Here is a 23,291-nt window from a genome sequence, read left to right on the forward strand (position 1 = left end):
AGGCACAACCCCTTCTTGGTTGAGCCTACGAAATAGCGGTGCCCCGCCGATCCCCTCCCCCGAGGGGGAGGAACTCATACAAGCGCTCTATCAGGCGCGCAGCAGCCCCTGCACCACCGGCGTTCCCGGTGTATTGGGGAAAAGCGTCATCATCGTGCGAACAGGATCGGTGTCGAAATGGCTTGCGACCGCGCCACCGATAAATGCGTCGAGTTGCATCGTCGGCTTGAGATCGCGCCCCTCATACAACGCGCTCATACCCAGGCCCGGCCAATCTGCAATCACCCGCCCCCCTTTCACGCCACCACCCAACAGCATCGCTGAACTCGCAGTGCCGTGATCGGTTCCACCAGTTCCATTTACCGCCACCGTCCGGCCGAATTCCGTGGCGACCAGCACCATCGTATCCGCCCAGAGCGGACCGAGCCCCGCCTGCAGCGCGCCAATCAGCGCATCCAGCCCCTTGAGTTGCGTGCCCAGCCGGCCGCGTTGTTGCGCGTGCGTGTCCCAGCCGCCGGTCTCGATCATCGCGATTCGCGCGCCATCGGGTGCGGCGAGCAGTTTCGCCGCCAATGCGCCGGTCGCTGAGGCGTTACGACCATTATCGCCCGCCAGGTCGTCCGTGAGCTTTCGCGTATTCATCGCCTCGCTCCACAACTGGTGGAGTTGGCTGTCTCCCTCGTACAGCATGGTCACGCGCTGCAAAAGATCATCCGACGCATCGGGCAAGCTGGAGGGAGCATAGGATGAAACCTCATGCGGTCCGCGCAGTGCCATCGGCACTGCCGAGGCGACCGCGATCGCTCTCGCCTCGCCGGAGGGGATCACCCCGAGCATGCGATTCATCCAACCGTCCTTGACGCGATACGCACCGGCACCGCCCGTCTCGAGGACATTCTGCCCGTCGAAATGCGATCGATCACGATAAGGTGAGGCAATGGCATGCGCGAACAAGGCCTGGTTCTGGCGGTAGAGGCCGCCGACCGTGGCCAGAGAAGGATGCAGCGCGAACATCGAATCGAGCTTCATGGCGTTGTCGAAATCAACCGCCAGCACGCCGCGCGCACCGGCAAAAGCCGGATCACCCACCGGGGCGACAGTGCCGAGACCATCCGCTGCACCGCGCTGGATGATGAACACGAAGCGCTTGTCGGTTTCGGCCTTGGCCCAGGCGATGCTTGGGGCCAGCAACGCCAGAGATCCGAGCGCACCGCGGCCGATCAGGGAACGACGGTCGATCATCGCCTATCTCCGCATGAATTCTGGCGCGACGAGAAGCAAGGCAAGCGCCTGCCCCGGGCTTTCCGCGCGTGCCAGCGCCTGAGTCGTCGAAGCCCCGACCGCAGCGGGGAAAAGCTTCGGCGCGAGCGCGCGAGCGTCGATCGCCCCGCCGGCCCGGGTCGCGAATCGTTCCGCCGCCTCGACCCGACGCATCACGGCGTCGGGACCGGCCCAACTGGCATTGATATCGTCGTAACCGGCGGGCGATCCCGGTCGCCATATCGGCTGACCAAGTTGATTGAGCAGACCGTTGACGACCAACGGCTGCACCGTCTTCATGCCCAGCGCGCGCATCGCGGACACCGACCATTCCCAGGGTGTCTTGAACTTCGAATTCGATTCGCTCCAGGCTTCGGGTGCTGCGATGAGCGCGCGATAGACAGTTGGCAGGTCGCCGTCCGATGTCAGAAATGCCGTTTCGAGCCGCGTGACCAAGGCGGGCGCAGGCGCATCACCGGTGAAGTGCCGCGCCAATTTGGTGGCGATATGCTTCGCGGTCGCCGGATGCACGGCGAGATCGGACAGCACCGCCTGCGCCTGCCGCTCCCCGTCCTGCGCATAGCTCCTGCCGATGATCATGCGCGCACCCGGTTCATGGATCCGCTCGGCAAACACGAAATCGCCGGGGACACCATCCACTCCGACCACCCGCGCAACCGGGCCGTTGGTCAGGCCCGAGACTGTCCAGCCAGTCAGCGCACGTGCAAATTCGGTCACATCCGCTTGCGAATAGCCGGTGCGTACCCCCAGCGTGTGCAGTTCCAATATTTCGCGCGCCAGATTCTCGTTCAACCCCAGCCTGCGATTGGGGCGATTGGCGGCACGGCTGCTGATCGGACTGTTCGGGCCGATCGATTCCGCTTGATCGAGATAGAGCAGCATGGCCGGATGCCGCTCGACCGCCGCCAACATGTCACTGAACTTGCCCAGCACATGCGGCCGGATCGCTTCGAATTCGAGCAGTCCGGCCAGGCCGATCACCGTCAGCTTGTCGGCCGATACCGCGAAATGATTGGACCAGAAATGCACCAGCCGCTCGACGAACGGCGCGGCGCTGGTCAGCGAAGAAAGAGCCCGGCCGCCGACCGCCGTGACGTAATTGTCGCGACCCTGACGCTGTGCGAATTGCCGCGCCTGCCTGATGGGGTCCTTGCCATCGTCAACCATCTTGCCGGCCGCCGCAGCGGTCGTTGCTGTGCTCATTGCCGGATTGTCGCCGATCATCGTTGCGGCCTCGGCGGCGACGGACATAGAGCGCGAACCGGACATTGCGCGCAATTGGCGCGCTTCGGTCAGATAATCGGCCAGTTCGCCCGCGACCTGACGCCGCGTCGGCATCGCAGCGATCGCCGCGGGCCGCGCCTCATACCGGTCGAACTGGCCCAGCAGATATCCAGCTGGACCTTCCGGCACCGCATCATCCGCGCGCGCGCCCAGCCCGAAGCGATTCAATGCAATACTAGCCTGCGACATAGGCCTTTCCCTGGCGCCCCAGGACAATGACTATACCGGGTTTGTCGCAAGAGTGTGCCAGTAGCGGGTTTTGTCGTTCGTTTCGTACAGCTTGTCGCGCGACACCGCCAAGGGAGGTCAGAACCCCTCGGGCAACACGATCGATCCAACCACGTCGCGATAACGCGTGACAGCATAGCGATCGGTCATACCGGCGATGAAATCGGCAATATGACGGCTGCGCTCGGGCTCGCTATCGGGCAGCCGCGACGACCATGATTCCGGCATCAGCATCGGATCGGCATGATAGGCCGCGAACAGGCCGGCAACCACGCCGTGCGCCGCATCCGCCGCCGCCAGTTGGCGCGGGTGATGATAGAGATTGTCGTACATGAAGCGCTTGAGCGCGCGTTCGTCCTCGCGCATGCCGTGCGAAAAACCGACCAGCTGCCCCGCGGACCGCACATCCGCTGCCGTTTCGATCCTCGCCGCCGCCAGCCGCGTCCGGGTCTCGGCGATCACGTCATTGACCATCGCGCCGATCTGTCCCCGGATCAACTCGCCGGTCAGTCGTTCCAGCGGGACATCGGTAAAGCGCGCGCGCGTGTCAGTCCAGCCCCGTGCGACCACCGGCACCGCCATCAACTGGTCGAGACTGAGCAATCCGGCACGCAAGCCATCATCGATATCATGATTGTCATAGGCGATGTCGTCGGCGATCGCCGCGACCTGCGCCTCCAATGATGGCCAGCGGCCAAGGTCGAAGGGGAAAGCAGCATTCGCTGCTGCCAGCGCCCAGCCCGGCTCGGCGATCGGCCCGTTATGCTTGGCCAGTCCTTCGAGCGTCTCCCAAGTCAAATTGAGCCCGTTCCAGCGTGGATAAGGGCTGTCGATTTCCATCAGCGCGCGCAGCGTATTGCCATTATGGTCGAAGCCGCCCTGCCCGGCCAACGCGGCTTTCAGCGCGTCCTCGCCGGCATGACCGAAGGGTGGATGACCGATATCGTGCGCCAGACACAGTGCCTCGGTCAGATCCTCGTTCAAGCCCAACGCACGTGCGATCGTGCGCCCGATTTGCGCGACTTCGATGCTGTGGGTCAGCCGGACACGGAAATGATCGCCGTCCGGCGACAGGAAAACCTGGGTCTTGTGGCGCAATCGCCGGAAGCTGATCGAGTGGACGATCCGATCGCGATCGCGCTGAAACGCGTCGCGTGGCCCGCGTTCGGTGCTGCCCTGCTCCTTGTGCTGGCGCCCTTTGCTGTGCGCCGGATCGGAAGCCCAGGGCACCGCTGTCCTCATGATGCCGGGACCATCCTCATTTACCGCCCCCTCATTTACCGCCAAGCTTGGTGACCTTCTGCCCTGCTTCGCTGGTAAAGGTGAACCCCGAAATATCCGATTTCGCGATCAGATTGACGAAGGCGCGTGCCTCTTCATTGGTCTTGAATGGCCCGGTCAGCACCCGGTTGGTCAGACGCAGCGGCGTGGTCCAGCCCGATTTTCCCTTGAACGCCGCGGGCGACTTGTCACGCACCCGCGCCCATTCCTTGGCCAGACTTGCCTCATTGGCGCCACCCGCGACCTGCACCCAGATCCGCGACGGCTCGAGAATCTTGGGGTCGTTCTTCTTCTTGAGTTCCTCGGCCTTTTTGGCATCGGCCAATTTCTTGTCGGCGAGCTTCTTGTCCGCCAACTTCTTGTCTGCGAGTTTCTTGTCGCTGGCCTTCTTCTCCGCCGCTTTCTGATCGACGATCGCCTTGGCCTGGATGGCGGCATCATCGGGCGCGGGCTTGGCGGTAGTCAAAGGCTTCGGCTCAACTCGTGCAGGCGGCGCTTCGGCAAGCTTGATCGGCGCGACCTCAGGCACAGGATTGGGCTCGGGCGGCGCCTGGACCGGATCCACGCCAAGCTCGGACCCGGGCACCGTGATATTGGCGATGATCTTCGACAGGATCGAATCCTCGCCGCGCGCCGCGCCTGGTGGATGCAGTTCAGACGTGACGGTCGCTACTGGCTGCTGGGCCGGTGGCGCTGATACGGGTTTGGACGATGGCGCGGATTGTACGGGCGCGGGCATGGGCCGATCGACCGGCGACACAGCGACTATAACATGCGGTGCGGTAACAGCGGCAGGCGCGAATTGAGTCGTGGACGGATTCTCGAGGACGTCGGGCCCTTCTTCAGCCGTATCCGACCCGCTCCCGTCCATCACGGGTGCTGGCGACGTCGGTAGCTTCGTGACAACGGGCGCTGACGCGACGACGGGCTTGCTCTCTTCAACCACCGGTCGGGCAACCGAGGGTATCGGCGCCATGTCGCGGCGCGGCGCCGGCACAGCCGTGATCGTCACGGGCCGGGCAGAGGCCAACGTAACCGGCGGCAATTCACCGCCCGCGCGCGATGGCGTTGCTCGCACCACCTCTGTCCGGCCCGGTATCTCCTGCACGATTTCCCTGCTCACCGGTGGCCCGACATAGGCCGGGGGCGCCGGCAGCGGGACCGGCGGAGTCGTCGTTGCGGTCGCGAGCCGGACAGGGTCATTGCCGCTCTTGTCTTTCCTGTCCCGCTTGCGGTCGCGACGATCCTTCTTCTCAACCACCGGCACGGGCGGCTTCACCGTGCTCGCCATCACCACTGGCCGTCCGGGCTCGGGTTGCAATGCCGGCAAAGGCGGCGCCAACCGCGCATCCTGCATGCGCTGCACCGAGCCGCGCACCTCGCCGAAATGCACCGCGAACGCGCGATCGACTGCGCTCAGTTGCGGCAATCGCTGGAAAAAGGGCTCCAGCCCTTGGGCAAGGCCGCCCGGCATCATGCTCGTCGCAATCCGCTCGGCTCCATTTGTGTCGCCCGTCATCGCAAGGATGAAGGCGCGTGCGCGCCACGCCGCGCGGTCGCTGCGGCGAAGCAGTGGATCGAGCTGCGACAGGGCCTCGTCCCGCCGTCCGGAAATGCCCAGCGACAAAGCGTAACGCCGGATCGTCTCATCGGCCGGCCCATTCTTCAGGGCCAGTCGATAATCGCGTTGCGCTCGCTCCTGTTCACCGATCAGATCATAGGCAAGCCCTCGGTCCGCCACGAACAGGCGCACATCGCCCCGAAACGATTCCGCCTCGGCAAAGCGGCGCAGCGCCTCGCCCGGTCGCCCACCCTGGACGAGCAAGGTCCCCAACCCAGCCTTGATCCTGGGATTTCGCGGATCGAGACGCTCCGCGCGTGCGAAAAAGCCAGACGCAGCCGTCGCATCATCAAGCTTCAGGGTCAGTTCTCCGGCACGAACAAGCGCCTCCACATCGCCCGGATTGGCGGCGAGCAGCCGCATCTCGGCCGCCAGCGCATCCGCATCGGGTGTCGGTGCCTGGACGATGGCATATTGCGCGCGCACAGGCATGGCGGTCGCCGCCAATGACAGGGCGAGCGCAAGCGTGGCGGCATCGGAACGTCGGAACAGTCGCATCAGTCGGTCAGCCTAGACGCTGGCTTGGCTGAACCGGCAATGTCCGGCGACATGACGGCGCGCCAAGCCGACGCGAACCGGCGGTAAACCGGCAGCGTCGGTGGCCTCGCGGTCGTTTCCCGCGCGCAGATGGCGCTCGGGCAAGAACAAGTTACTGATTATTCTGGCGATGCAGGAAACGCGGAATGTCGAGCGGATCCTTGTCGGTCGGCTCTTCTTCCCGCGCCGCGCCGCGCGAGGCGCCCGACATGCGCTCGAACAATGTTCCACCGAGCTTGACGCGCGGTGCAGGCGGCGGGGGCGCCGGCTCGTCCGCAGCGGCTTCTTCGGCCGGCGGCGTGCCGGGCGACAACCAGCGACGGCGCGCGCCGCCATCGGTCGCCACACCAACGTCCTTGGCCGGAGCAGCATCGATCGCAGGCTCGTCACCGAACACCTGGACCGGTGGCACTTCGACCGGGTTGTCGAGATCGACCACTTCGGTTTCGCTACCCAGCACCAGTTCGTCGGTATCGGAAGCAAGCGAGTCGGCAACGGGTTCCTCGACCGGCGTTTCCGCTACGACAGGTTCGGCGGCCACCGGCTCTTCGGCTTTTTTCGGCGCCGTGAAGGTAAAAGCGCGCGATGCGGGTGCAGCGGCTTCCACCGGCCGCGCGCTCGCCTCGATGCCGGTCGCGACGACCGACACGCGAATCCGACCTTCTAGATCGGGATTGAACGCCGAACCCCAGATGATGTTCGCATCCTCATCAACCAGTTCGCGAATATGGTTCGCGGCTTCATCGACTTCGAGCAGGCGCATATCGTCGCCACCGGTAATCGATACGATGACGCCCTTGGCGCCCTTCATGCTCACGCCATCGAGCAGCGGGTTGGCGATCGCCTTCGACGCCGCCTCGATCGCGCGATTGTCGCCCGACGCTTCGCCGGTGCCCATCATCGCCTTGCCCATTTCCTGCATCACGGAACGGACGTCAGCGAAATCGAGGTTGATAAGGCCGGGCATGACCATCAGGTCGGTGATGCCGCGCACGCCCTGCTGCAGCACCTCGTCCGCCATCTGGAACGCCTCCTTGAAGGTGGTGTTCGCATTAGCCACCAGGAACAGGTTCTGGTTGGGAATGACGATCAGCGTGTCAACGTACTTCTGCAGTTCCTCGATGCCCGCCTCGGCGCTCTTGGCGCGGCGATTGCCCTCGAACGCGAACGGCTTGGTCACCACGCCGACGGTCAGGATGCCCATGTCGCGCGCCGCCTTGGCGATGACCGGGGCAGCACCAGTGCCGGTGCCGCCGCCCATGCCGGCGGCGATGAAGCACATATGCGCGCCTTCCAGCGTCTTGATGAGCTGGTCGATCGTCTCCTCGGCCGCGGCGCGCCCGATCTCCGGCCGGCTGCCGGCACCCAGACCTTGCGTGATCTTCGCCCCGAGCTGAATGCGGTGCGGTGCGCTGGACTGTTTCAACGCCTGCGAGTCGGTGTTCGCGACGAGAAAGTCGACGCCCTGCACTTCTGCACGCATCATGTTGGCAATCGCGTTGCCGCCTGCACCGCCCACGCCGATCACGGCAATGCGCGGCGTCAGTTCGTCAACTTCGGGCGGAAGAAATTCGATGCTCATGCGCCTGTCTCCACTGCGCTTCAAAAACCCCGAAGCGCCATTTACTCTTGTTCGTTCTGCACCATCGCTTGCGGTCGTTCCAGCGCGAAAGATACCACGTGTCGTATTTCTTTAATAATTAGCCCGCGCCATCGCGATCAAGCGTCGAATCACCGCAAAACCCTTGGGCCGATGCACGGTCGTATGCCCGTTCGACAACTCGCGCAGGTCGACCGGGTCGGACGCGGCATAATAAGCCAGGCCCGCCAGAGTCGCGAAAGCGGGACCGCTATGCGCTTCGGGCAAGGCGGTCAGCCCGCGCGGGCGACCGATCCTGACTGAGCGCCCCAATGCCTGTTGCGCATAGTCGGCGATACCCTTCAATTCCGCACCGCCGCCGGTCAGCACGACCTGGCGCCCGACCGGCCCGGAAAATTTCAGGTCGACCAGCGCCTTTTGCACTTCACCGATCAGATGATCGAGCCGCTGGCGGATCACCGCGATCAATTGCGCGCGCGTGATCCGACTGCCCTCACGCGCATCGTCCTCGGCATTGAGGGGTGCGACTTCGATCATTTCGTGATTGTCACGCGGCGATGCATTGGCCGAACCATAGAAGCACTTCATCCGCTCGGCCTGGGCCGGCGTCATGCCGAAGGTCGAAGCGATGTCGCTGGTGATGTCCGACGCGCCGAACGGGATCGAGGTCAGCCCGACCAGCATCCCGCCAGCGTAAAGCGACACATTAGTCACCCCCGCGCCCATTTCGACCAGTGCGACGCCCAGTTCGCGCTCATCGTCCGACAAGCAAGCCATGCCCGTCGCGACCGGTGAGGCGATGATCGACTTCACTTCAAGATGCGCGTTGGCCACGCACAAGCCAAGATTGCGTACCGGTGATCCGTCGGCTGCGACGACATGGATATGTACGCCAAGCCGGTCAGCATGCAGCCCGAGCGGCTTCTTGACCCCGGTCAGCCCGTCGAGCGTGTAGAGCGCGGGCTGCGCATGCAACACCATGCGGCCCGCCGGGTCGATCGACTCGCGCCCCGCCTGCAACAATGCGTCGATGTCCGACTGTTCGACCCGGTGGCCGCCCAGTTCGAACTCGATCGATGCGACATCGGACACCAGGCCGCCAGCCGAAAAGCTCACCCAGACATTCTGGATGTTGACCCCGGCGATCCGCTCGGCCTGCTCGACCGCTTCGCGCACCGCTGCCTCGGTCGCATCCGCATCGGCGATATAACCGCGCTTGACGCCCCGGCTCTCGCGCTGACCGGTGCCAAGCACGATCAGCTCGCCGCCATCTCCCTTCTGCGCGATCATTGCCGACACCTTGGACGATCCGATATCGAGCGCGGTGATCAACCCCTCTGGTGTTACTTTTGCCATACCCCGTTTACCCCTGCCCCATTACGCCAACATGTTTCTTCGCTTCGATCACTGCCGGCTTCGGCGCCCGGCTCTTGTCGTTCGGGTCATCGCCGCTCGGATCGGTGATCGCCCGTGCCGTTTCCTCACCCGGCTTGCGCGCCACCAGCTTAGCTGGATCGCGCATGTCGAAGCGCAGCCAGCCTTTGTTGAGCAACGGCCGCACACCGTCCATCTCGGCAAACTTGACCAATGCATGCGCGGCCGCGGCATTGCCTTCCGGCAATTGTAGTGTCTCGCCGCTTTCGAAAGTCAGGTTCCATCGCCGGTTGCCGACCCAGGTTGCCGCCTTGACCAGCGGGCGTAGCGCTGGCGCGGCATTGAGCAATTGCTGATACGCCGCCTCCTGCTCGTTTGCACCCGGCCCGATGACCAATGGCAAATCGGGCATGGCGTCCGCCCTGACCGGCTCGAGCCACACGCCATTCGCCGCGATCAGCGACAATTGCCCCTTGTCCTGCCACACTGCCGTCGGCTTGCGCTCGACGATATGCACCAGCAGCGTGTCAGGCAGCCGGCGCGAGACATGCGCGTCCTCGATCCAGCCATATTTCAGAAGTTTGGCGCGAACTTCTTCCAGGCTGACCAAAGGCATGGCGCGCGATTGCTGGTCGAGCGCAACGGCATAGACGGACATCCGGTCCATCCGGCTCAACCCGGTGACTTCGATTTGCTGCACGCGGAACCCGGCGCGGCCAACCCCTTCGGCCACCGCAATGCCAATGGCACCGGGAATCCCCATCCAGGCGGCGAATGTCACCAACCCAGCGATCACCGCGCCGGTGATCGACCAGGTGGCGACCCGGTGCAGCGTCGCCTCGGAGATCGGCAGGACAGCGATCAGTCGATCGATGATCGACTGGCGCGGCTGCTTGCGCTTCTGGACCGGCCGCCGCGCCGGCGCGCGCTTGAGCGTGGCGGCCATTACACCTCTCCCCCAACCAGTGCGTCATCGACGATTCTCTGCACCAGCTCGGCATAGCTCATGCCGATATGCCGGGCTTGTTCGGGAACCAAGCTGAGCGGCGTCATGCCCGGCTGTGTGTTTACTTCAAGCAGGAACAGCCCGTCCACACCGCGTTCGTCATCCCAGCGGAAGTCCGACCGCGACGCGCCCTTGCACCCGAGCAACCGGTGTGATTCGACCGCGATCGCCTTGCATGCCTCGGCGATCTCGTCCGGTATATTGGCCGGGCAGATATGTTCCGTCAGCCCTTCGGTATATTTGGATTCATAATCGTAGAAGCCGCTCTTCGGCCTCAGTTCGGTCACGCCCAGTGCCTCGCCACCCAGCACCGCCGTGGTCAGTTCGCGCCCACGCACGAACGGCTCGGCTAGCAGCTCGTCGAACTCCTGCCACGGCCCAACGGCGCCCGGTGCGATCGGGTTGCCGTAGTTGCCGCCGTCAGTGACGATCGCGACACCAACCGAGGACCCTTCATTGACGGGCTTCAGCACATAGGGCCGGGCCAGCGGGTCACTTTCATACAGACTCGCGCTCTTGACGATGCGCCCACCGGGCATCGGAATGCCATGTGGCACCAGCGCCTGTTTGGTCAGCACCTTGTCGATCGCGATGACCGATGTGACGAGACCCGAATGCGTGTATTTCAGGCCCATCAGGTCAAGCATGCCCTGCACCGTGCCGTCTTCACCAGGGGTCCCGTGCAGCGCGTTGAACACCACATCCGGGGCGGCCTCGGCCAGCTTTGCCGCGACATCGCGACCCATATCGATCCGCGTGACGCGATGGCCACGACTTTCCAGCGCATCGGCAATGCCGCTGCCCGACATCAGCGACACTTCGCGCTCGGCGGACCAGCCGCCCATCAGCACCGCGACATGGAGCTTACTCACGACATCACCCCCACGCGCTGTATTTCCCACTCCAGTTCGATTCCCGACTGCGCCTTTACCTTGGCACGGACTTCCTCGCCCAGCGCCTCGATCTCCGCGCTGGTCGCCGAACCGAGATTGAGCAGGAAATTGCAATGCTTTTCACTGACTTGCGCATCGCCACGCGTCAGGCCGCGACATCCCGCCGCATCGATCAGGGCCCAGGCCTTGTGACCGTCCGGATTCTTGAAGGTCGATCCGCCGGTGCGAGAGCGCAAGGGCTGCGACGCTTCGCGTTCTGCCGCGATGCGATCCATTTCCGCACCGATCATTTTGGAATCGCCGGGAACGCCTTCGAACAGGGCTTCGACCACCACCGCCCCTCGGGGCAAGTCGGAATGACGATAGGTGTAGCCAAGCCTCGCCGCCGGCCACACCTCGACCGATCCCTCGCGCGTCACGACCGTCGCTTCGATCAGGATATCGCTGGTATCGCGCCCATAGGCACCGGCATTCATCCGCACCGCACCGCCGACCGTGCCCGGTATACCGCGCAGGAATTCCAGACCGGCAATCCCCGCATCTCGGGCGCCGCTGGCGACTGAAATGCCCATTGCCGCGCCCCCTGCGCGAACCCGGTTGCCCGGTTCGACCGAAACCTTTGCCATCGCCTTGGGCAACCGCACCACCACGCCGGGGACGCCGCCATCGCGCACGATCAGGTTCGATCCGACGCCGACCGGCAATACCGGCGTCTCGTCGTCCAATCCAGCCATGAAAGCAGCCAGATCATTCACATCCTGCGGCCGCACCAGCCATTCCGCCGGCCCGCCGGTCCGGAACCAGATGAAATCGGCAAGGCTACCTTCATGCGTGGCGGTGCCGCGCAAGGGAGGAAGGGCGTAGCAGACGCTCACGCGACAGACCCCGATCCGGTCATTTCGAGCGGTGGAGAGAGAGACCAGCTCATCGCTTCGCCTCGATCGCATCGGCCAGGCCCGCTGCCCATTTGGTGATGTCGCCCGCGCCCAGGCACACCACCATATCGCCCGGCTGCACCACCACCGCCAGCGCTGTCGCCAAAGCATCGGCATCCGCAACCGTCGCCGCCGAACGATGCCCGCGCCGCTTCAGGCCCTCGACCAGCGCATTGGCGTCGACGCCTTCGACCGGCGCCTCACCCGCGGCATAGACCGGCGCGACCAGCACCATGTCGGCATCGTTGAATGCCTGCTGGAACTCCTCCATCAAATCGCCGAGCCGTGAATAGCGATGCGGCTGCACCACCGCGATGACGCGGTTCTGCACGCCCTCGCGCGCTGCCGCCAGCACAGCGCGGATTTCGACCGGATGGTGACCGTAATCGTCGATGATCGTTACGCCGCCCGTTTCACCAACTTTGGTGAAGCGCCGCTTCACGCCGCCGAACTTGGCGAAGCCGGTGCGGATCGTTTCATCGGGAATGGCCATTTCCAGTGCCACGCCGATTGCCGCGAGCGCATTCTGGACATTATGCCGGCCGGGCATCGGCATCTCGATTCCCTCGATCGAACGCACCGATCCGTCGCGGCTGCGTACCAGGCATTCGAAGCGATTGCCGCCGGGAATCGGCGTGATGTTGACCGCACGCACGTCCGACTGCGCGGCAAAACCATAAGTCACCACGCGCCGGTCGCGCACACGCGGAATAATCGCCTGCACTTCGGGATGATCGAGGCACAGCAAAGCCGCGCCATAGAAAGGCACATTCTCGATGAAATCGACGAACGCATCCTTCACCGCATCGAACGAGCCATAATGATCGAGATGTTCGGGATCGATATTGGTGACGACCGCGATCGTCCCGTCGAGGCGCAGGAAACTGCCGTCGCTCTCATCGGCCTCGACCACCATCCAGTCGCTCGCGCCGAGCCGCGCGTTGGAACCATAACTGTTGATGATGCCGCCATTGATCACCGTCGGATCGACCCCGCCCGCATCAAGCAGCGCCGCGACCATCGAGGTCGTCGTGGTCTTGCCATGCGTGCCCGCCACCGCAACGGTCGATTTCAGCCGCATCAATTCGGCAAGCATCTCCGCGCGGCGTACCACCGGAATGCGCCGTTCGAGCGCCGCGTCAACCTCGGGATTGTCGCGCTTGATCGCGGTCGAGGTGACCACCACGGCGGCATCACCAAGATTATCGGCGTGATGGCCGATATGCACAGGGATGCCCTTGTCGCGCAGGCCCTGCACGACATAGCCTTCCGCCACGTCGGAGCCCTGCACGGCATAACCGAGATTCTTCATCACTTCGGCAATGCCCGACATGCCGATGCCGCCGATACCGACGAAATGGATCGTACCGATATCTGTCGCGACCCCTCTCATGCGAATGCCGCCTTGTCGCCGAATTTCTTGGGGCGCGCTTCGCCAACCGGCATATCGCCGAGCGGCGCATCCAGGCTCTCGACCAGATCGGCGAGATCGCGCGCCGCATCTGGCCGCCCGCAACTCCGTGCACGTCCCGCCGCATTCTGCAAAGCTGCCGGATCGAGCCCCAATCGTTGCATTTGCTTGGCCAGTTCCTTGGGGGTGAAGCTGCGTTGATCGATCGTACGCGCACCGCCCGCCATGGTGATCTCGCGCGCATTGGCGGTCTGATGATCGTCGGTCGCGGTGGGCAATGGCACGAGAATGGCCGGCCGTCCGGCAGCGGTCAGTTCGGCGATGGTGGATGCCCCTGCCCGCGCGATCACCAGATGCGCCCAGGCGAGCTGCTCCGGCATGTCGGGCAGATAGGTGGCAAGATCGGCCGCGATCGACAGTTCGGCATATTTGGCCCGCGCCGCATCGATATCCTCGATCCGCGCCTGGTGCGTCACTTGCAGCCGGCGGCGGAAATTGACCGGCAGCAGCGACAGCCCGTCGGGCACGACCTGACTCAGCACGCTCGCGCCCTGGCTGCCGCCTGTGACAAGCACGCGGAAGATGCCATCCTCCTCAAGCAGGGGATAGGGCTGGCTGCGCAGCGCGAGCACCGCGTCGCGCACCGGATTGCCGACCAGATGGGTCTTGCCGCGATACGAATCCTTCAACCGCTCGACGTCGGCATAGGAGGTGGCGATCGCGCTGACCTTGCCCGCGACCAGCCGGTTGACCCGACCCAACACGGCATTCTGTTCGTGCACCGCGGTCGGAATGCCCTGGTTGAATGCCGCGAGCAGCGCCGGGAGCGCGGGATAACCGCCAAAACCGATCACTGCGGCAGGGCGCTGATGACAGTACAGCTCGATCGCCAGGCTGCGCCCCTTGAGCATCGCCGAGGCCGCCTTGGCCCAGCCGACAGGCCCGCCAGTCAAGCGCCCGGCAGGCAGGATATGTGTCTGCACGCCTTCGAACAGGCCCGGAAACCGCACCCCTCGCTCATCGCTGATCAGCGAGACGTGATGCCCGCGCCGCCCCAGTTCAGCCGCCAACGACGCCGCGGGGACCATATGGCCGCCGGTGCCGCCCGCTGCGAGGACGAAATGCCGTGTGATACTCATTCGCCGCTCCACCGTGCGATATAGGGTGACCGCGATACGAACGGATTTCGGCGAGTAAAGGCAAGCAGCAATCCCATGCCGATCGACAAGGCGATGAGCGACGATCCGCCATAGCTGATGAACGGCAATGTCATGCCTTTCGAAGGCGCAAGACCGGTGTTGACCGCCATGCTGATCAACGCCTGTGCCCCGAATTGGGTCGCCAGGCCGGCAGCGGCGAACAAACGAAACTCATCCTGCTCGTCGAGCAATTTGACGAACACGCGAACGACGATGGCCAGGAACAGGATCGCGATCACCGCACAGGCGACCAGCCCGAATTCCTCGCCAATGACCGAGAAGATATAGTCGGTATGCCCTTCCGGCAGGCGAAACTTCATCGTCCCGCCGCCAGGGCCGGTACCGCGCCAGCCACCCGCCGTGATCGCATTGTGCGCGGCGTTGGTCTGAAAATTGTCCGACCCGCCCTCCGCGCCCGGGAACAGGAAGGCGTCGATCCGCACCCGCGCGGTGTCATAGAAGAGATAGGCCGCGATCAAGCCGGCGGGAACGCAGCCGATCAGCGTCGCCATCACTTTGACCGGCGTGCCGGAGATCATCAGCAACGCGAGCCAGACCGCAGCGAACACCACGGTCTGACCGAAATCAGGCTGCAACATCAGTAGCACAGCGACCAGCGCGGTCAGTGCTCCGGTGATCGTCACCACCGGCAAGTCGCTGTCCTGCGCGCGCAGCGATAACAGCCAGGCGGTCGTGACGATGAAGAAGGGCTTGAGGAATTCCGACGGCTGCAGCAGCGAGACGCCGAAATCGAGCCAACGCGTCGCGCCGTTGCGCTCGATGCCGATGAACGGCACCAGCATCAGCAGCGCGAGACAGACCACTGTCCCGATCAACGCCATCCGCCGCGCGAACGCGACCGGCAGCATCGACACGACGAACAGCACGGGCAGGGACACGCCGACCCAGGCAAGCTGCCACCACAGATAGAAAAGCGGCGGGATATGATGCTTCTCATCCGAATAACGCTGCGCAGCCGATGGCGATGCCGCACCGACGGCGACCAGGCCGATCGCGATCAGCAACAGCGTCAGCAGCAGCAAGACCCGGTCGATATCCCAGAACCACAGGCCAAGCGGCGACCGATCGCCGCGCCCGCCGCGATCCTTCATCCGGCTCCATACGCCCTTGGGCGGCGTCACGCGCGCATCGGTCATGCCAGCGCCTCCACGGCCTTGCGAAAGGCTTCGCCGCGATCCTCGAAATCGCGAAACTGGTCGAACGAGGCACAAGCCGGCGACAGCAGCACCGTCTCCCCCGACGCGGCATTGCGCGCCGCACTGATCACGGCTGCGCCAAGCGTGCCGCTCTGTTCAACCGGCAGTCGATCAGCCAGCAGCGCGGCGAAACGGGGTCCGGCCTCGCCGATCGTATAGGCACGCACGATATGTCCGAAATGCGGCGCGCAGGCGTCGAGATCGTCCGACTTGGCCTGCCCGCCAAGAATCCAGTGAATATGATCGAACGCCGCCAGCGCAGGCGCTGTCGAATCCGGGTTGGTCGCCTTGCTGTCATTGACGAACGCCACGCCGCCGCGTGTGCCGACCAGTTCCATGCGATGCGGCAAGCCCTTGAAGCTCTCCAGCCCCCGGTCGATCAACGCTTCCTTCACGCCAAGCACCCGGCACGCAGCGATCGCGGCGAGCGCGTTCTGCGCGTTATGCGGGCCCTGCAGCGCCGGCCAGGCCGACTGCACCATGCACGTGCCCGGCGCGACCTTGGTCAAATGCTCGCCGCGCGCCGACAGGCCATGTGCGATCTCGGCCGATGCCGCATCAACGATACCGATGATCGCCGCATGATTGGACGACTGCATCGCAAACAACCGTGCCTTGGAAGCGGCATAGCCCGCAAACCCGTCATAGCGGTCGAGATGATCGGGCGTGATGTTGAGCAGGATCGCAACATCACAATCGAGGGTGAAAGTCAGGTCGATCTGGTAGCTCGACAATTCAAGCACATAGACGCCGCCTTCTGGCAACGGCTCCTCGCCAAGGATCGGCTTGCCGATATTCCCGCCGAGCCGTGCCGGGATACCTGCGGTTTCGAGAATATGATGGATCAGCGCCGTGGTGGTCGACTTGCCGTTGGTGCCAGTGATCCCGACGACCTTGTGCGCCGGCAGACCGGCACGCGCCTGGGCGAACAGTTCGATATCGCCGACGATCGGTACACCCGCCGCGCGCGCCTTCGCGGCGACCGGGTGACGGTTGATCGGCACGCCCGGTGACACCACAAGGCCGTCGAAGCCGGTCAGGTCGATCGCCTCGGGATTCGCGATCTCAGCGCCGGAGACCGCAGCCCGCGCCTCCTCTTTCGCGTCCCATGCCGTCACGCTCGTCCCACTCGCGACCAGCGCGCGCACGGTCGCAATGCCAGAGCGCGCCAGCCCCAGCACAGCGAAACGTTTGCCGCGCCAGGCGGGGTTGGTGATCACCTCAGCTTCAACGTCGACAGGCCAGCCAGCGCCAGCACCAGCGCGATGATCCAGAAGCGGATCACGACGGTCGGCTCGCTCCAGCCCAATTGTTCGAAATGGTGATGGATCGGCGCCATCTTGAACACGCGCCGCCCGGTGCGTTTGTAGAAGAACACCTGGATGATCACGCTCAGCGCCTCGACCACGAACAGGCCGCCGATGATGCCTAGCACCAGTTCATGATGCGCGACGACCGCGATAGCACCCAGTGCGCCGCCAAGCGCAAGGCTGCCCGTATCGCCCATGAACACCGCCGCTGGCGGCGCATTGAACCAGAGGAACGCGAGCCCCGCCCCCACGATCGCGCCGCAGAAGATCGCCAGGTCGCCGGCACGCGGGACATGCGGAATACCGAGATAGGTGGCGAATTTGATGTTGCCGGCCAGGTAGACGATAATCATGAACGCGACTGCGGCGATGATCACCGGCATGGTCGCGAGGCCGTCGAGCCCGTCGGTCAGATTCACCGCATTGCCGAACGCAACGATCGTGAACGCGGCGAAGGCGATGTAGAAATAGCCGAGATCGAGCGACACGCCGCTGAAGAACGGCACATAAAGGTGCGTGCCGTTCTGACCGACAATGATCCAGCTGGCGATGCCGGCAATGGCGAACTCGCCGAGCAGCCGCATCCGCCCGGAAACGCCCGCCGCGCTGGCTTTGCGCACCTTGTCGTAATCGTCGAGAAAGCCGATCGCGCCGAAGCCGAGCGTGACGAACAGGCATGCCCACACGAACGGGTTGCTCAAATCCATCCACAACAGGATCGATAGCACCATCGAGGTCAGGATCATCAGCCCGCCCATCGTCGGCGTGCCACGCTTCGCCAGATGCGTTTGCGGCCCGTCGGCGCGGATCGGCTGCCCCTTGCCTTGCCGCACGCGCAGCCAGCCGATGAAGCGCGGCCCGATGACCAGACCGATCAGCAGCGCCGTTGCCACCGCGCCGCCGGAGCGGAACGACAGATACCGGATGAGGTTCAAAGCCCCGGGGAAGCCAAGATATTCGGCGATGAAATAAAGCATTATGCTGTCCCGCTTGCGAGGCTGGCGACCAATGCCGACAACCCCACGCCGTTCGAACCCTTGATGAGCACCGCATCGCCCGGCGCCAATATCGTCATCAGGCTTGTCCGGGCGGCCGCGGTATCGGCCACATGGACGAATTGCACGCGACCCTCAAGCGCGTTCGCGAGGTGTGCCATCTCCGGACCAACCAGTACGGCGTAAGCGACGCCCGCTTCGTCGATTGGGTCGGCCAACGCGGCATGATAGGCGGCGCTGCCATCGCCCAACTCACGCATCTCACCCAGCACCGCGATCTTGCGAGATACAGTCTCCGCGCCCAGTACGGCGAGCGTCGCACGCATTGAAGACGGATTGGCGTTGTAGCTCTCATCGATCACCAACGCTTCGCCATCGGCCAGCTTCGCCATGAAACGCGCGCCGCGTCCCTGCAGGCCGCCAAGCTCGGCCAATGCCAGGCCGGCCAGCGCGAGATCGCCATTGACCGCCTCCACCGCCGCCAGCACGCCGAGCGCGTTAGAGACCCAGTGCATGCCGGGTTGCGACATGGTGAAGCTCAGTTCGCGCAACCCGAGCCGCGCCGTCATGAAGGTTCCACCCGCAGACGTCCGCATCGTTTCGATCGCGCGTACATCGGCGCCATCCTCAAGCCCGAAGGTAACGATCCGGTCGGCATGCGGTAACGCTGCCGCGATCAGCCGGTCGCGATGCGGACTATCGAACGGGATGATCGCCGTGCCGCCCGGCTCCAGCCGCGCGAAGATCTCGCCCTTGGCATCGGCAATCGCGGATTCATCGGGGAAGAAAGCCGTGTGCGCGGGCGCGATCGCCGTCACCATCGCGACATTGGGACGCACCAGACTGGTCAGGTGCGTCAGTTCGCCGGCATGGTTCATGCCCATCTCGAACACACCAAAGCGCGCGCCGGCCGGCATCCGGGCAAGACTCAAGGGCACGCCGGTATGATTGTTGTAGCTTTTGACCGATCGGTGCGCGGCGCCAGGGTCGCCGCGATCGAGCGCTGCGAACAACGCCTCCTTGGCGCTGGTCTTGCCGACCGAACCGGTCACGCCGATGATCTGCGCCTTGCTCCGGGCCCGCGATGCGACAGCAAGCGCTTCCAGCGCGGCCATGGTGTCGGGAACCAGAACCTGCGGCAATGCAAACCCCGGGGCATGCGGGTGCGTCGTCGCTTGCGCGACGATCGCACCCGACGCTCCCCGCTCGGAGGCCTGATCGAGGAATTTATGGCCGTCGGTCGCTTCACCAGACAGCGCGATGAACAAATCGCCGGGACAGACTTCGCGCGAATCGAAGGTGACCCCGTTCGCGGCGAAATCACCCGACGCAACACCGCCGGTAGCCGCAGCGATCTCAGCGGAGGTCCACAGACTCACGCCGCCATCTCCCGCGCTACGGACACGTCGTCGAACGGCAGCACCATATCGCCAACGATCTGGCCCTGCTCATGACCCTTGCCCGCGACCAGCACGATATCTTGCGGCCCGGCATCGGCAATCGCCGCGCCGATTGCATCGCGCCGCGACCCGATCTCGGTCGCCCCCGGCGCGCCTTGCATCACCATAGCGCGGATCGCCGCCGCGTCTTCGGAACGCGGATTGTCGTCGGTTACGATCACCTTGTCCGCCATCGCTGCGGCGATTGCCCCCATGGCGGACCGCTTGCCCTGATCGCGATCGCCACCTGCCCCAAACACGATGATCAGCCGTCCCGCGGCATGCGGCTTCAGCGCGGCGATCGCCGCTTCGAGCGCATCAGGCGTATGCGCATAATCGACATAGACCGGCGCGCCCGAGCGCGCGATGACTGCCCGCTCGAGCCGCCCACGCACCGGCTGCAGTCGCGAGAGCGCCGCCAGCGTCGCCGCGACCCCGCCACCGGTCGCGATCACCAGCCCGGCAGAGGTCAGTGCATTGGCAACCTGATAGGCGCCGATCAGCGGCAGATTGATCTTGTAGCTTTTGCCCTCGGCCTCGATCACCAGCCCTTGGCCGAGCAAGGTAGGATCGCGCGATACCAGCTTCAGCGTCTCGCCATGCGCTCCGACACTGATCACGCGAATCCCGCGCGCCCTGGCGACATCGGTAACGCGTACCGCACTGGGGTCGTCGGCCCAGATCACCGCGATACCGTCATCCGCCAGCACCTCGGTGAACAGCCGCAGCTTGGCGTCGAGATATGCTTCCATCGTGCCATGATAGTCGAGATGATCGCGACTGAGATTGGTGAATGCCGCCGCGCGCACCGGTAGTCCTTCGGTGCGATATTGCGACAGCCCGTGGCTCGACGCCTCGAACGCGACATGACTTACGCCTTCGCGCGCCAGCCCGGCGACATTGGACAGGAAAGTCACGATGTCCGGCGTGGTCAGCCCGGTCGAGACACGGTCATCGGCCGTGGTCACGCCAAGCGTACCGATCGACGCGGCATGAAAGCCTGCCATACGCCACAATTGCCGCACCATTTCGACCGTCGACGTCTTGCCGTTGGTGCCGGTCACAGCGACCGCGGTCGCGGGGAATGGTGCGAAGAAGCGTGCGGCCAGTTCGGCGAATTTGCGGCGCGGATTGGCGTCGGCAATATGTACCGCGCCCATTACCTTCGCCTCGGGCCGCGCGACCACCGCGATCGCACCCGATGTCACCGCCGCCGGAATGAAATCCTCGCCATTGACTCGCGCACCCTCGAATGCGCCAAAGATCGTGCCGGTCGCCACCTTGCGATGATCGATCGCAAAGCCGCTGACCGTGTCGGTCTCGCCGCCACCGGTCAGCGCGCCGAGTTTCATTCCGGATCCCCCGAATCGCCACCGGGCGCATGCCAGAGCAATGGCATCAAGTCGGACACATCAATGTCACGACCATTGTCGGGCATCACGCCCAGCATCGATCCGGTGCGCGTAATGACCTTGCTCACCACCGGTGCAGCAGTGAAGGCGGCGGTGGTCAGGCCGAAGGATTCGGCATTGCCGATCGGGGAGTCGAGCATTGCCACCACTACATAGCGCGGCGCATCCATCGGGAAAGCCGCAGCGAAGGTCGAGACATTGGCTTTTTTCGAATAGCCGCCCGCACCCGCCACTTCGGCGGTGCCGGTCTTGCCACCGACCCGATAGCCTGGCGCTTCACCCTTGCGGCCGGTGCCTTGCGTCACGATCAGGCGCAGCAATTGCCGCATCCGCGCACTCGTCGCTTCGGACAGCACGCGACGCCCGGTCGGCGCCTTGCCCGGCGCGACGCGGATCAGCGTGGTCGGGCGCCAGATGCCGCCATTGACCAATGTCGCATAGGCATTGGCGAGATGCAGCGGCGTGACCGCGATGCCATGGCCATAACCGGTCGTCATCACCGTGGTCCGCGCCCAATATTTCGGCCAGATCGGCTTCTGCTTTTCGAGGATTTCGATGTCCGGCTTGGTGTCGAAACCCATTTTGGCGAACATCCCCGCCAGCCGGTCCTTGCCGATTTCGTCGGCGATCCGTGCGGTAACGATGTTCGACGAATGGATCAGCGTCTCGGGCACATTGAGGAAGCGCCGCTGCGCATGGTCGTCATGGATGGTGAAGCCACCGACGTGCAGCGGCTGAGTCGCGTCATAGCGCTTCGCCATCGAGGTGACGACGCCGCTCTCGATCGCCGCCGCCATGGTGATCGGCTTGAAGGTCGACCCCAGCTCATACACGCTCTGTGTCACGTTATTGCGTAGCGAATCCCGGTTGGCCGCGCCGACCTTGTTCGGATTGAACACCGGCAACGATACCATCGAGATAATTTCACCGGTATGCACATCGAGCACCACACCGGTCGCACCCTTGGCCTGGAACGCGGTCATCGCCGCGCCCAGCTCGCTCTCCATCGCCGCTTGCACGCGATAATCGATCGACAGCGCCAGCGGCGTGCCGCGCTGCACCGGATCGGTCAGCCGCTCCTCGAACGCGCGCTCGATCCCGCCCTGCCCCTCGATGATGCGCTTGTCGTTACGGTTCTGACCGAGAAAGCCGAGCACATGCGCGGCCAGCGTCGTTTGCGGATAGAGTCGCTCGGCTTCCTTGTCGAACACCAGCGCCGGCTCGCCCAGCGCATGGACCTGCTCGACCAGCGACGGCGATGCGTGATGCTCAAGATAGGTGAAGTTCACACCCAGCATCAGCCGTTGATAGAACCAGCCGGCATCATGCGTGGGCATCAGTTCGGCGAGGCGCGCGGCAAGTTCATGCTTGTCGCCGAGCAACTTGCCGGGATGCACGCCGATCGCCCAGGCCTCGATCGTGCGCGCCAGCGGCTCACCATTGCGATCGACAATATCTCCCCGCGCCCAGACCGGCCCGATCTGCGCGAGGCGCGGCGTGGATGCTTCGGCGAACAGGCCGAAGATCGCCAGCCGGATCAGGATCACCGCGATCGCCGCGGTGAACAACAACATCAGGATCATCAGGCGCATATGCGCCGTCGCGACCAGCGCATGGCGCTGGCCGGTCAGGCGCCGTTGCGGCAGGGGTCGGGCGACAAGAACGCTCACCGCAACCGCTGCTCCCGCGAGGCAGCGCTGGCCAGGTCACCCAGCATCGAATCGCTCAACAGCTGGCGATCGAGCAGTGCCACGGCCTGCGGCCTGGCGCGCTTGACCGGTGCGGCATGGACCTGGCTGACCGGACCCGACAGGCTCGGCTCGACACTCGCTGTTGCGACAGCCCTGGTCGCGACGGCGTTGATGGGGCGCACATCGGCCACGGCCGCCGGCGTCAGAACCGCTGGCGCGATCGCCTCGGCGCGCGATGGAACGATCGACGCCATCTGCACCTTCGCATCGCCCAGTGCCGGATGGGTGAAGTCGACCTGCGCCAGCGCCGCTTCATTGGGCATGAACTGCACCGCGATTGGCGCACCAAGCCGCAGCGTATCACCATTCCACTTTTCGAGCTGCGCGATATTGGCGCGGGTTTCGAACTCGGTCTCGAGCGCGCGGATATCGCGCTGCGCCTGAGTGATTTCGCTCACTGTCCGATCGAGCTTCTTGCGCTCCGCTGCGACCTGCAAGGGTACCAGCAGGAACCCAAGTGTCACGGCGACGCTGCCGAGAAACCAGCCCAGACCTTTCCATGCAACTGCCAACATCG

The 23,291-nt window shown here is 64.5% G+C and carries 18 protein-coding genes; all 18 read right to left on the reverse strand.

The annotated features are described in order from the left end of the window. Window positions 1-90: 90 nt before the first annotated feature. A complete protein-coding gene (locus OO12_RS00755; RefSeq protein ID WP_034156701.1) occupies window positions 91-1,242 on the reverse strand; it encodes a DUF1501 domain-containing protein in 1,152 nt (383 codons plus the stop codon). A gap of 3 nt (window positions 1,243-1,245) precedes the next feature. Next, the gene (locus OO12_RS00760; protein ID WP_152616190.1) at window positions 1,246-2,754 is read right to left on the reverse strand and encodes a DUF1800 domain-containing protein; all 1,509 of its coding nucleotides are present in this window, start codon (window positions 2,752-2,754) and stop codon (window positions 1,246-1,248) included. Between the two features lie 117 nt (window positions 2,755-2,871). Beyond that, a complete protein-coding gene (locus tag OO12_RS00765) occupies window positions 2,872-4,035 on the reverse strand; it encodes a deoxyguanosinetriphosphate triphosphohydrolase (protein ID WP_034156703.1) in 1,164 nt (387 codons plus the stop codon). A 31-nt stretch (window positions 4,036-4,066) separates the two neighbouring features. Beyond that, on the reverse strand, window positions 4,067-6,193 hold the full coding sequence (locus OO12_RS00770; protein WP_034156704.1) for an SPOR domain-containing protein: 2,127 nt from the start codon (window positions 6,191-6,193) through the stop codon (window positions 4,067-4,069). A 151-nt stretch (window positions 6,194-6,344) separates the two neighbouring features. Further along, entirely contained in the window at window positions 6,345-7,814 is a 1,470-nt protein-coding gene (ftsZ, locus tag OO12_RS00775; RefSeq protein WP_034156705.1) for a cell division protein FtsZ, read from the reverse strand. A gap of 111 nt (window positions 7,815-7,925) precedes the next feature. Further along, complete coding sequence (gene ftsA, locus OO12_RS00780; protein WP_034156706.1) at window positions 7,926-9,188, reverse strand: cell division protein FtsA; 1,263 nt, start codon at window positions 9,186-9,188, stop codon at window positions 7,926-7,928. A gap of 7 nt (window positions 9,189-9,195) precedes the next feature. Then, window positions 9,196-10,152 carry a cell division protein FtsQ/DivIB gene (locus tag OO12_RS00785; protein ID WP_034156707.1) on the reverse strand — a complete coding sequence of 319 codons (957 nt, stop codon included), beginning with the start codon at window positions 10,150-10,152 and terminating at the stop codon, window positions 9,196-9,198. After that, window positions 10,152-11,084: a D-alanine--D-alanine ligase gene (locus OO12_RS00790; RefSeq protein WP_268747905.1), complete on the reverse strand. Its 933-nt coding sequence runs from the start codon at window positions 11,082-11,084 to the stop codon at window positions 10,152-10,154. Before OO12_RS00790 ends, OO12_RS00785 begins: the two co-directional genes overlap by 1 nt. Continuing rightward, complete coding sequence (gene murB / locus OO12_RS00795) at window positions 11,081-11,980, reverse strand: UDP-N-acetylmuramate dehydrogenase (RefSeq protein WP_034156708.1); 900 nt, start codon at window positions 11,978-11,980, stop codon at window positions 11,081-11,083. The genes OO12_RS00790 and murB overlap by 4 nt, the downstream gene beginning before the upstream one ends. 49 nt (window positions 11,981-12,029) lie before the next feature. Next, on the reverse strand, window positions 12,030-13,433 hold the full coding sequence (murC, locus tag OO12_RS00800) for a UDP-N-acetylmuramate--L-alanine ligase (RefSeq protein WP_034156709.1): 1,404 nt from the start codon (window positions 13,431-13,433) through the stop codon (window positions 12,030-12,032). Next, window positions 13,430-14,590 (reverse strand): undecaprenyldiphospho-muramoylpentapeptide beta-N-acetylglucosaminyltransferase, encoded by a 1,161-nt coding sequence (murG, locus tag OO12_RS00805; protein ID WP_034156710.1) that lies wholly within the window; start codon window positions 14,588-14,590, stop codon window positions 13,430-13,432. The genes murC and murG overlap by 4 nt, the downstream gene beginning before the upstream one ends. Next, the gene (locus OO12_RS00810; RefSeq protein ID WP_034156711.1) at window positions 14,587-15,807 is read right to left on the reverse strand and encodes an FtsW/RodA/SpoVE family cell cycle protein; all 1,221 of its coding nucleotides are present in this window, start codon (window positions 15,805-15,807) and stop codon (window positions 14,587-14,589) included. Before OO12_RS00810 ends, murG begins: the two co-directional genes overlap by 4 nt. Further along, complete coding sequence (murD, locus tag OO12_RS00815; protein WP_034156712.1) at window positions 15,804-17,087, reverse strand: UDP-N-acetylmuramoyl-L-alanine--D-glutamate ligase; 1,284 nt, start codon at window positions 17,085-17,087, stop codon at window positions 15,804-15,806. Before murD ends, OO12_RS00810 begins: the two co-directional genes overlap by 4 nt. Next, complete coding sequence (gene mraY, locus OO12_RS00820; RefSeq protein ID WP_034156713.1) at window positions 17,084-18,154, reverse strand: phospho-N-acetylmuramoyl-pentapeptide-transferase; 1,071 nt, start codon at window positions 18,152-18,154, stop codon at window positions 17,084-17,086. The genes murD and mraY overlap by 4 nt, the downstream gene beginning before the upstream one ends. Continuing rightward, window positions 18,154-19,551, reverse strand: a complete 1,398-nt coding sequence (locus OO12_RS00825; protein ID WP_034156714.1) for a UDP-N-acetylmuramoyl-tripeptide--D-alanyl-D-alanine ligase — start codon at window positions 19,549-19,551, stop codon at window positions 18,154-18,156. The genes mraY and OO12_RS00825 overlap by 1 nt, the downstream gene beginning before the upstream one ends. Beyond that, window positions 19,548-20,963, reverse strand: a complete 1,416-nt coding sequence (locus OO12_RS00830; protein ID WP_034156715.1) for a UDP-N-acetylmuramoyl-L-alanyl-D-glutamate--2,6-diaminopimelate ligase — start codon at window positions 20,961-20,963, stop codon at window positions 19,548-19,550. Before OO12_RS00830 ends, OO12_RS00825 begins: the two co-directional genes overlap by 4 nt. Then, the gene (locus OO12_RS00835; RefSeq protein WP_034156716.1) at window positions 20,960-22,693 is read right to left on the reverse strand and encodes a peptidoglycan D,D-transpeptidase FtsI family protein; all 1,734 of its coding nucleotides are present in this window, start codon (window positions 22,691-22,693) and stop codon (window positions 20,960-20,962) included. The genes OO12_RS00830 and OO12_RS00835 overlap by 4 nt, the downstream gene beginning before the upstream one ends. Beyond that, window positions 22,690-23,289, reverse strand: coding sequence for a hypothetical protein (locus OO12_RS00840; protein ID WP_034156717.1), 600 nt, complete (start codon window positions 23,287-23,289; stop codon window positions 22,690-22,692). Before OO12_RS00840 ends, OO12_RS00835 begins: the two co-directional genes overlap by 4 nt. Between the last annotated feature and the right edge of the window lie 2 nt (window positions 23,290-23,291).

It is taken from the genome of Sphingomonas sp. ERG5 (assembly GCF_000803065.1).
Classification (GTDB): Bacteria; Pseudomonadota; Alphaproteobacteria; order Sphingomonadales; family Sphingomonadaceae; genus Sphingomonas.

What these genes read in the sequence shown, in the direction of transcription:
- OO12_RS00755 (WP_034156701.1), bottom strand. Translation starts at nt 1,242, where the DNA reads ATGATCGACCGTCGTTCCCTGATCGGCCGCGGTGCGCTCGGATCTCTG.
- OO12_RS00760 (WP_152616190.1), bottom strand. Translation starts at nt 2,754, where the DNA reads ATGTCGCAGGCTAGTATTGCATTGAATCGCTTCGGGCTGGGCGCGCGC.
- OO12_RS00765 (WP_034156703.1), bottom strand. Translation starts at nt 4,035, where the DNA reads ATGAGGACAGCGGTGCCCTGGGCTTCCGATCCGGCGCACAGCAAAGGG.
- OO12_RS00770 (WP_034156704.1), bottom strand. Translation starts at nt 6,193, where the DNA reads ATGCGACTGTTCCGACGTTCCGATGCCGCCACGCTTGCGCTCGCCCTG.
- ftsZ (WP_034156705.1), bottom strand. Translation starts at nt 7,814, where the DNA reads ATGAGCATCGAATTTCTTCCGCCCGAAGTTGACGAACTGACGCCGCGC.
- ftsA (WP_034156706.1), bottom strand. Translation starts at nt 9,188, where the DNA reads ATGGCAAAAGTAACACCAGAGGGGTTGATCACCGCGCTCGATATCGGA.
- OO12_RS00785 (WP_034156707.1), bottom strand. Translation starts at nt 10,152, where the DNA reads ATGGCCGCCACGCTCAAGCGCGCGCCGGCGCGGCGGCCGGTCCAGAAG.
- murC (WP_034156709.1), bottom strand. Translation starts at nt 13,433, where the DNA reads ATGAGAGGGGTCGCGACAGATATCGGTACGATCCATTTCGTCGGTATC.
- murG (WP_034156710.1), bottom strand. Translation starts at nt 14,590, where the DNA reads ATGAGTATCACACGGCATTTCGTCCTCGCAGCGGGCGGCACCGGCGGC.
- OO12_RS00810 (WP_034156711.1), bottom strand. Translation starts at nt 15,807, where the DNA reads ATGACCGATGCGCGCGTGACGCCGCCCAAGGGCGTATGGAGCCGGATG.
- mraY (WP_034156713.1), bottom strand. Translation starts at nt 18,154, where the DNA reads ATGCTTTATTTCATCGCCGAATATCTTGGCTTCCCCGGGGCTTTGAAC.
- OO12_RS00830 (WP_034156715.1), bottom strand. Translation starts at nt 20,963, where the DNA reads ATGAAACTCGGCGCGCTGACCGGTGGCGGCGAGACCGACACGGTCAGC.
- OO12_RS00840 (WP_034156717.1), bottom strand. Translation starts at nt 23,289, where the DNA reads ATGTTGGCAGTTGCATGGAAAGGTCTGGGCTGGTTTCTCGGCAGCGTC.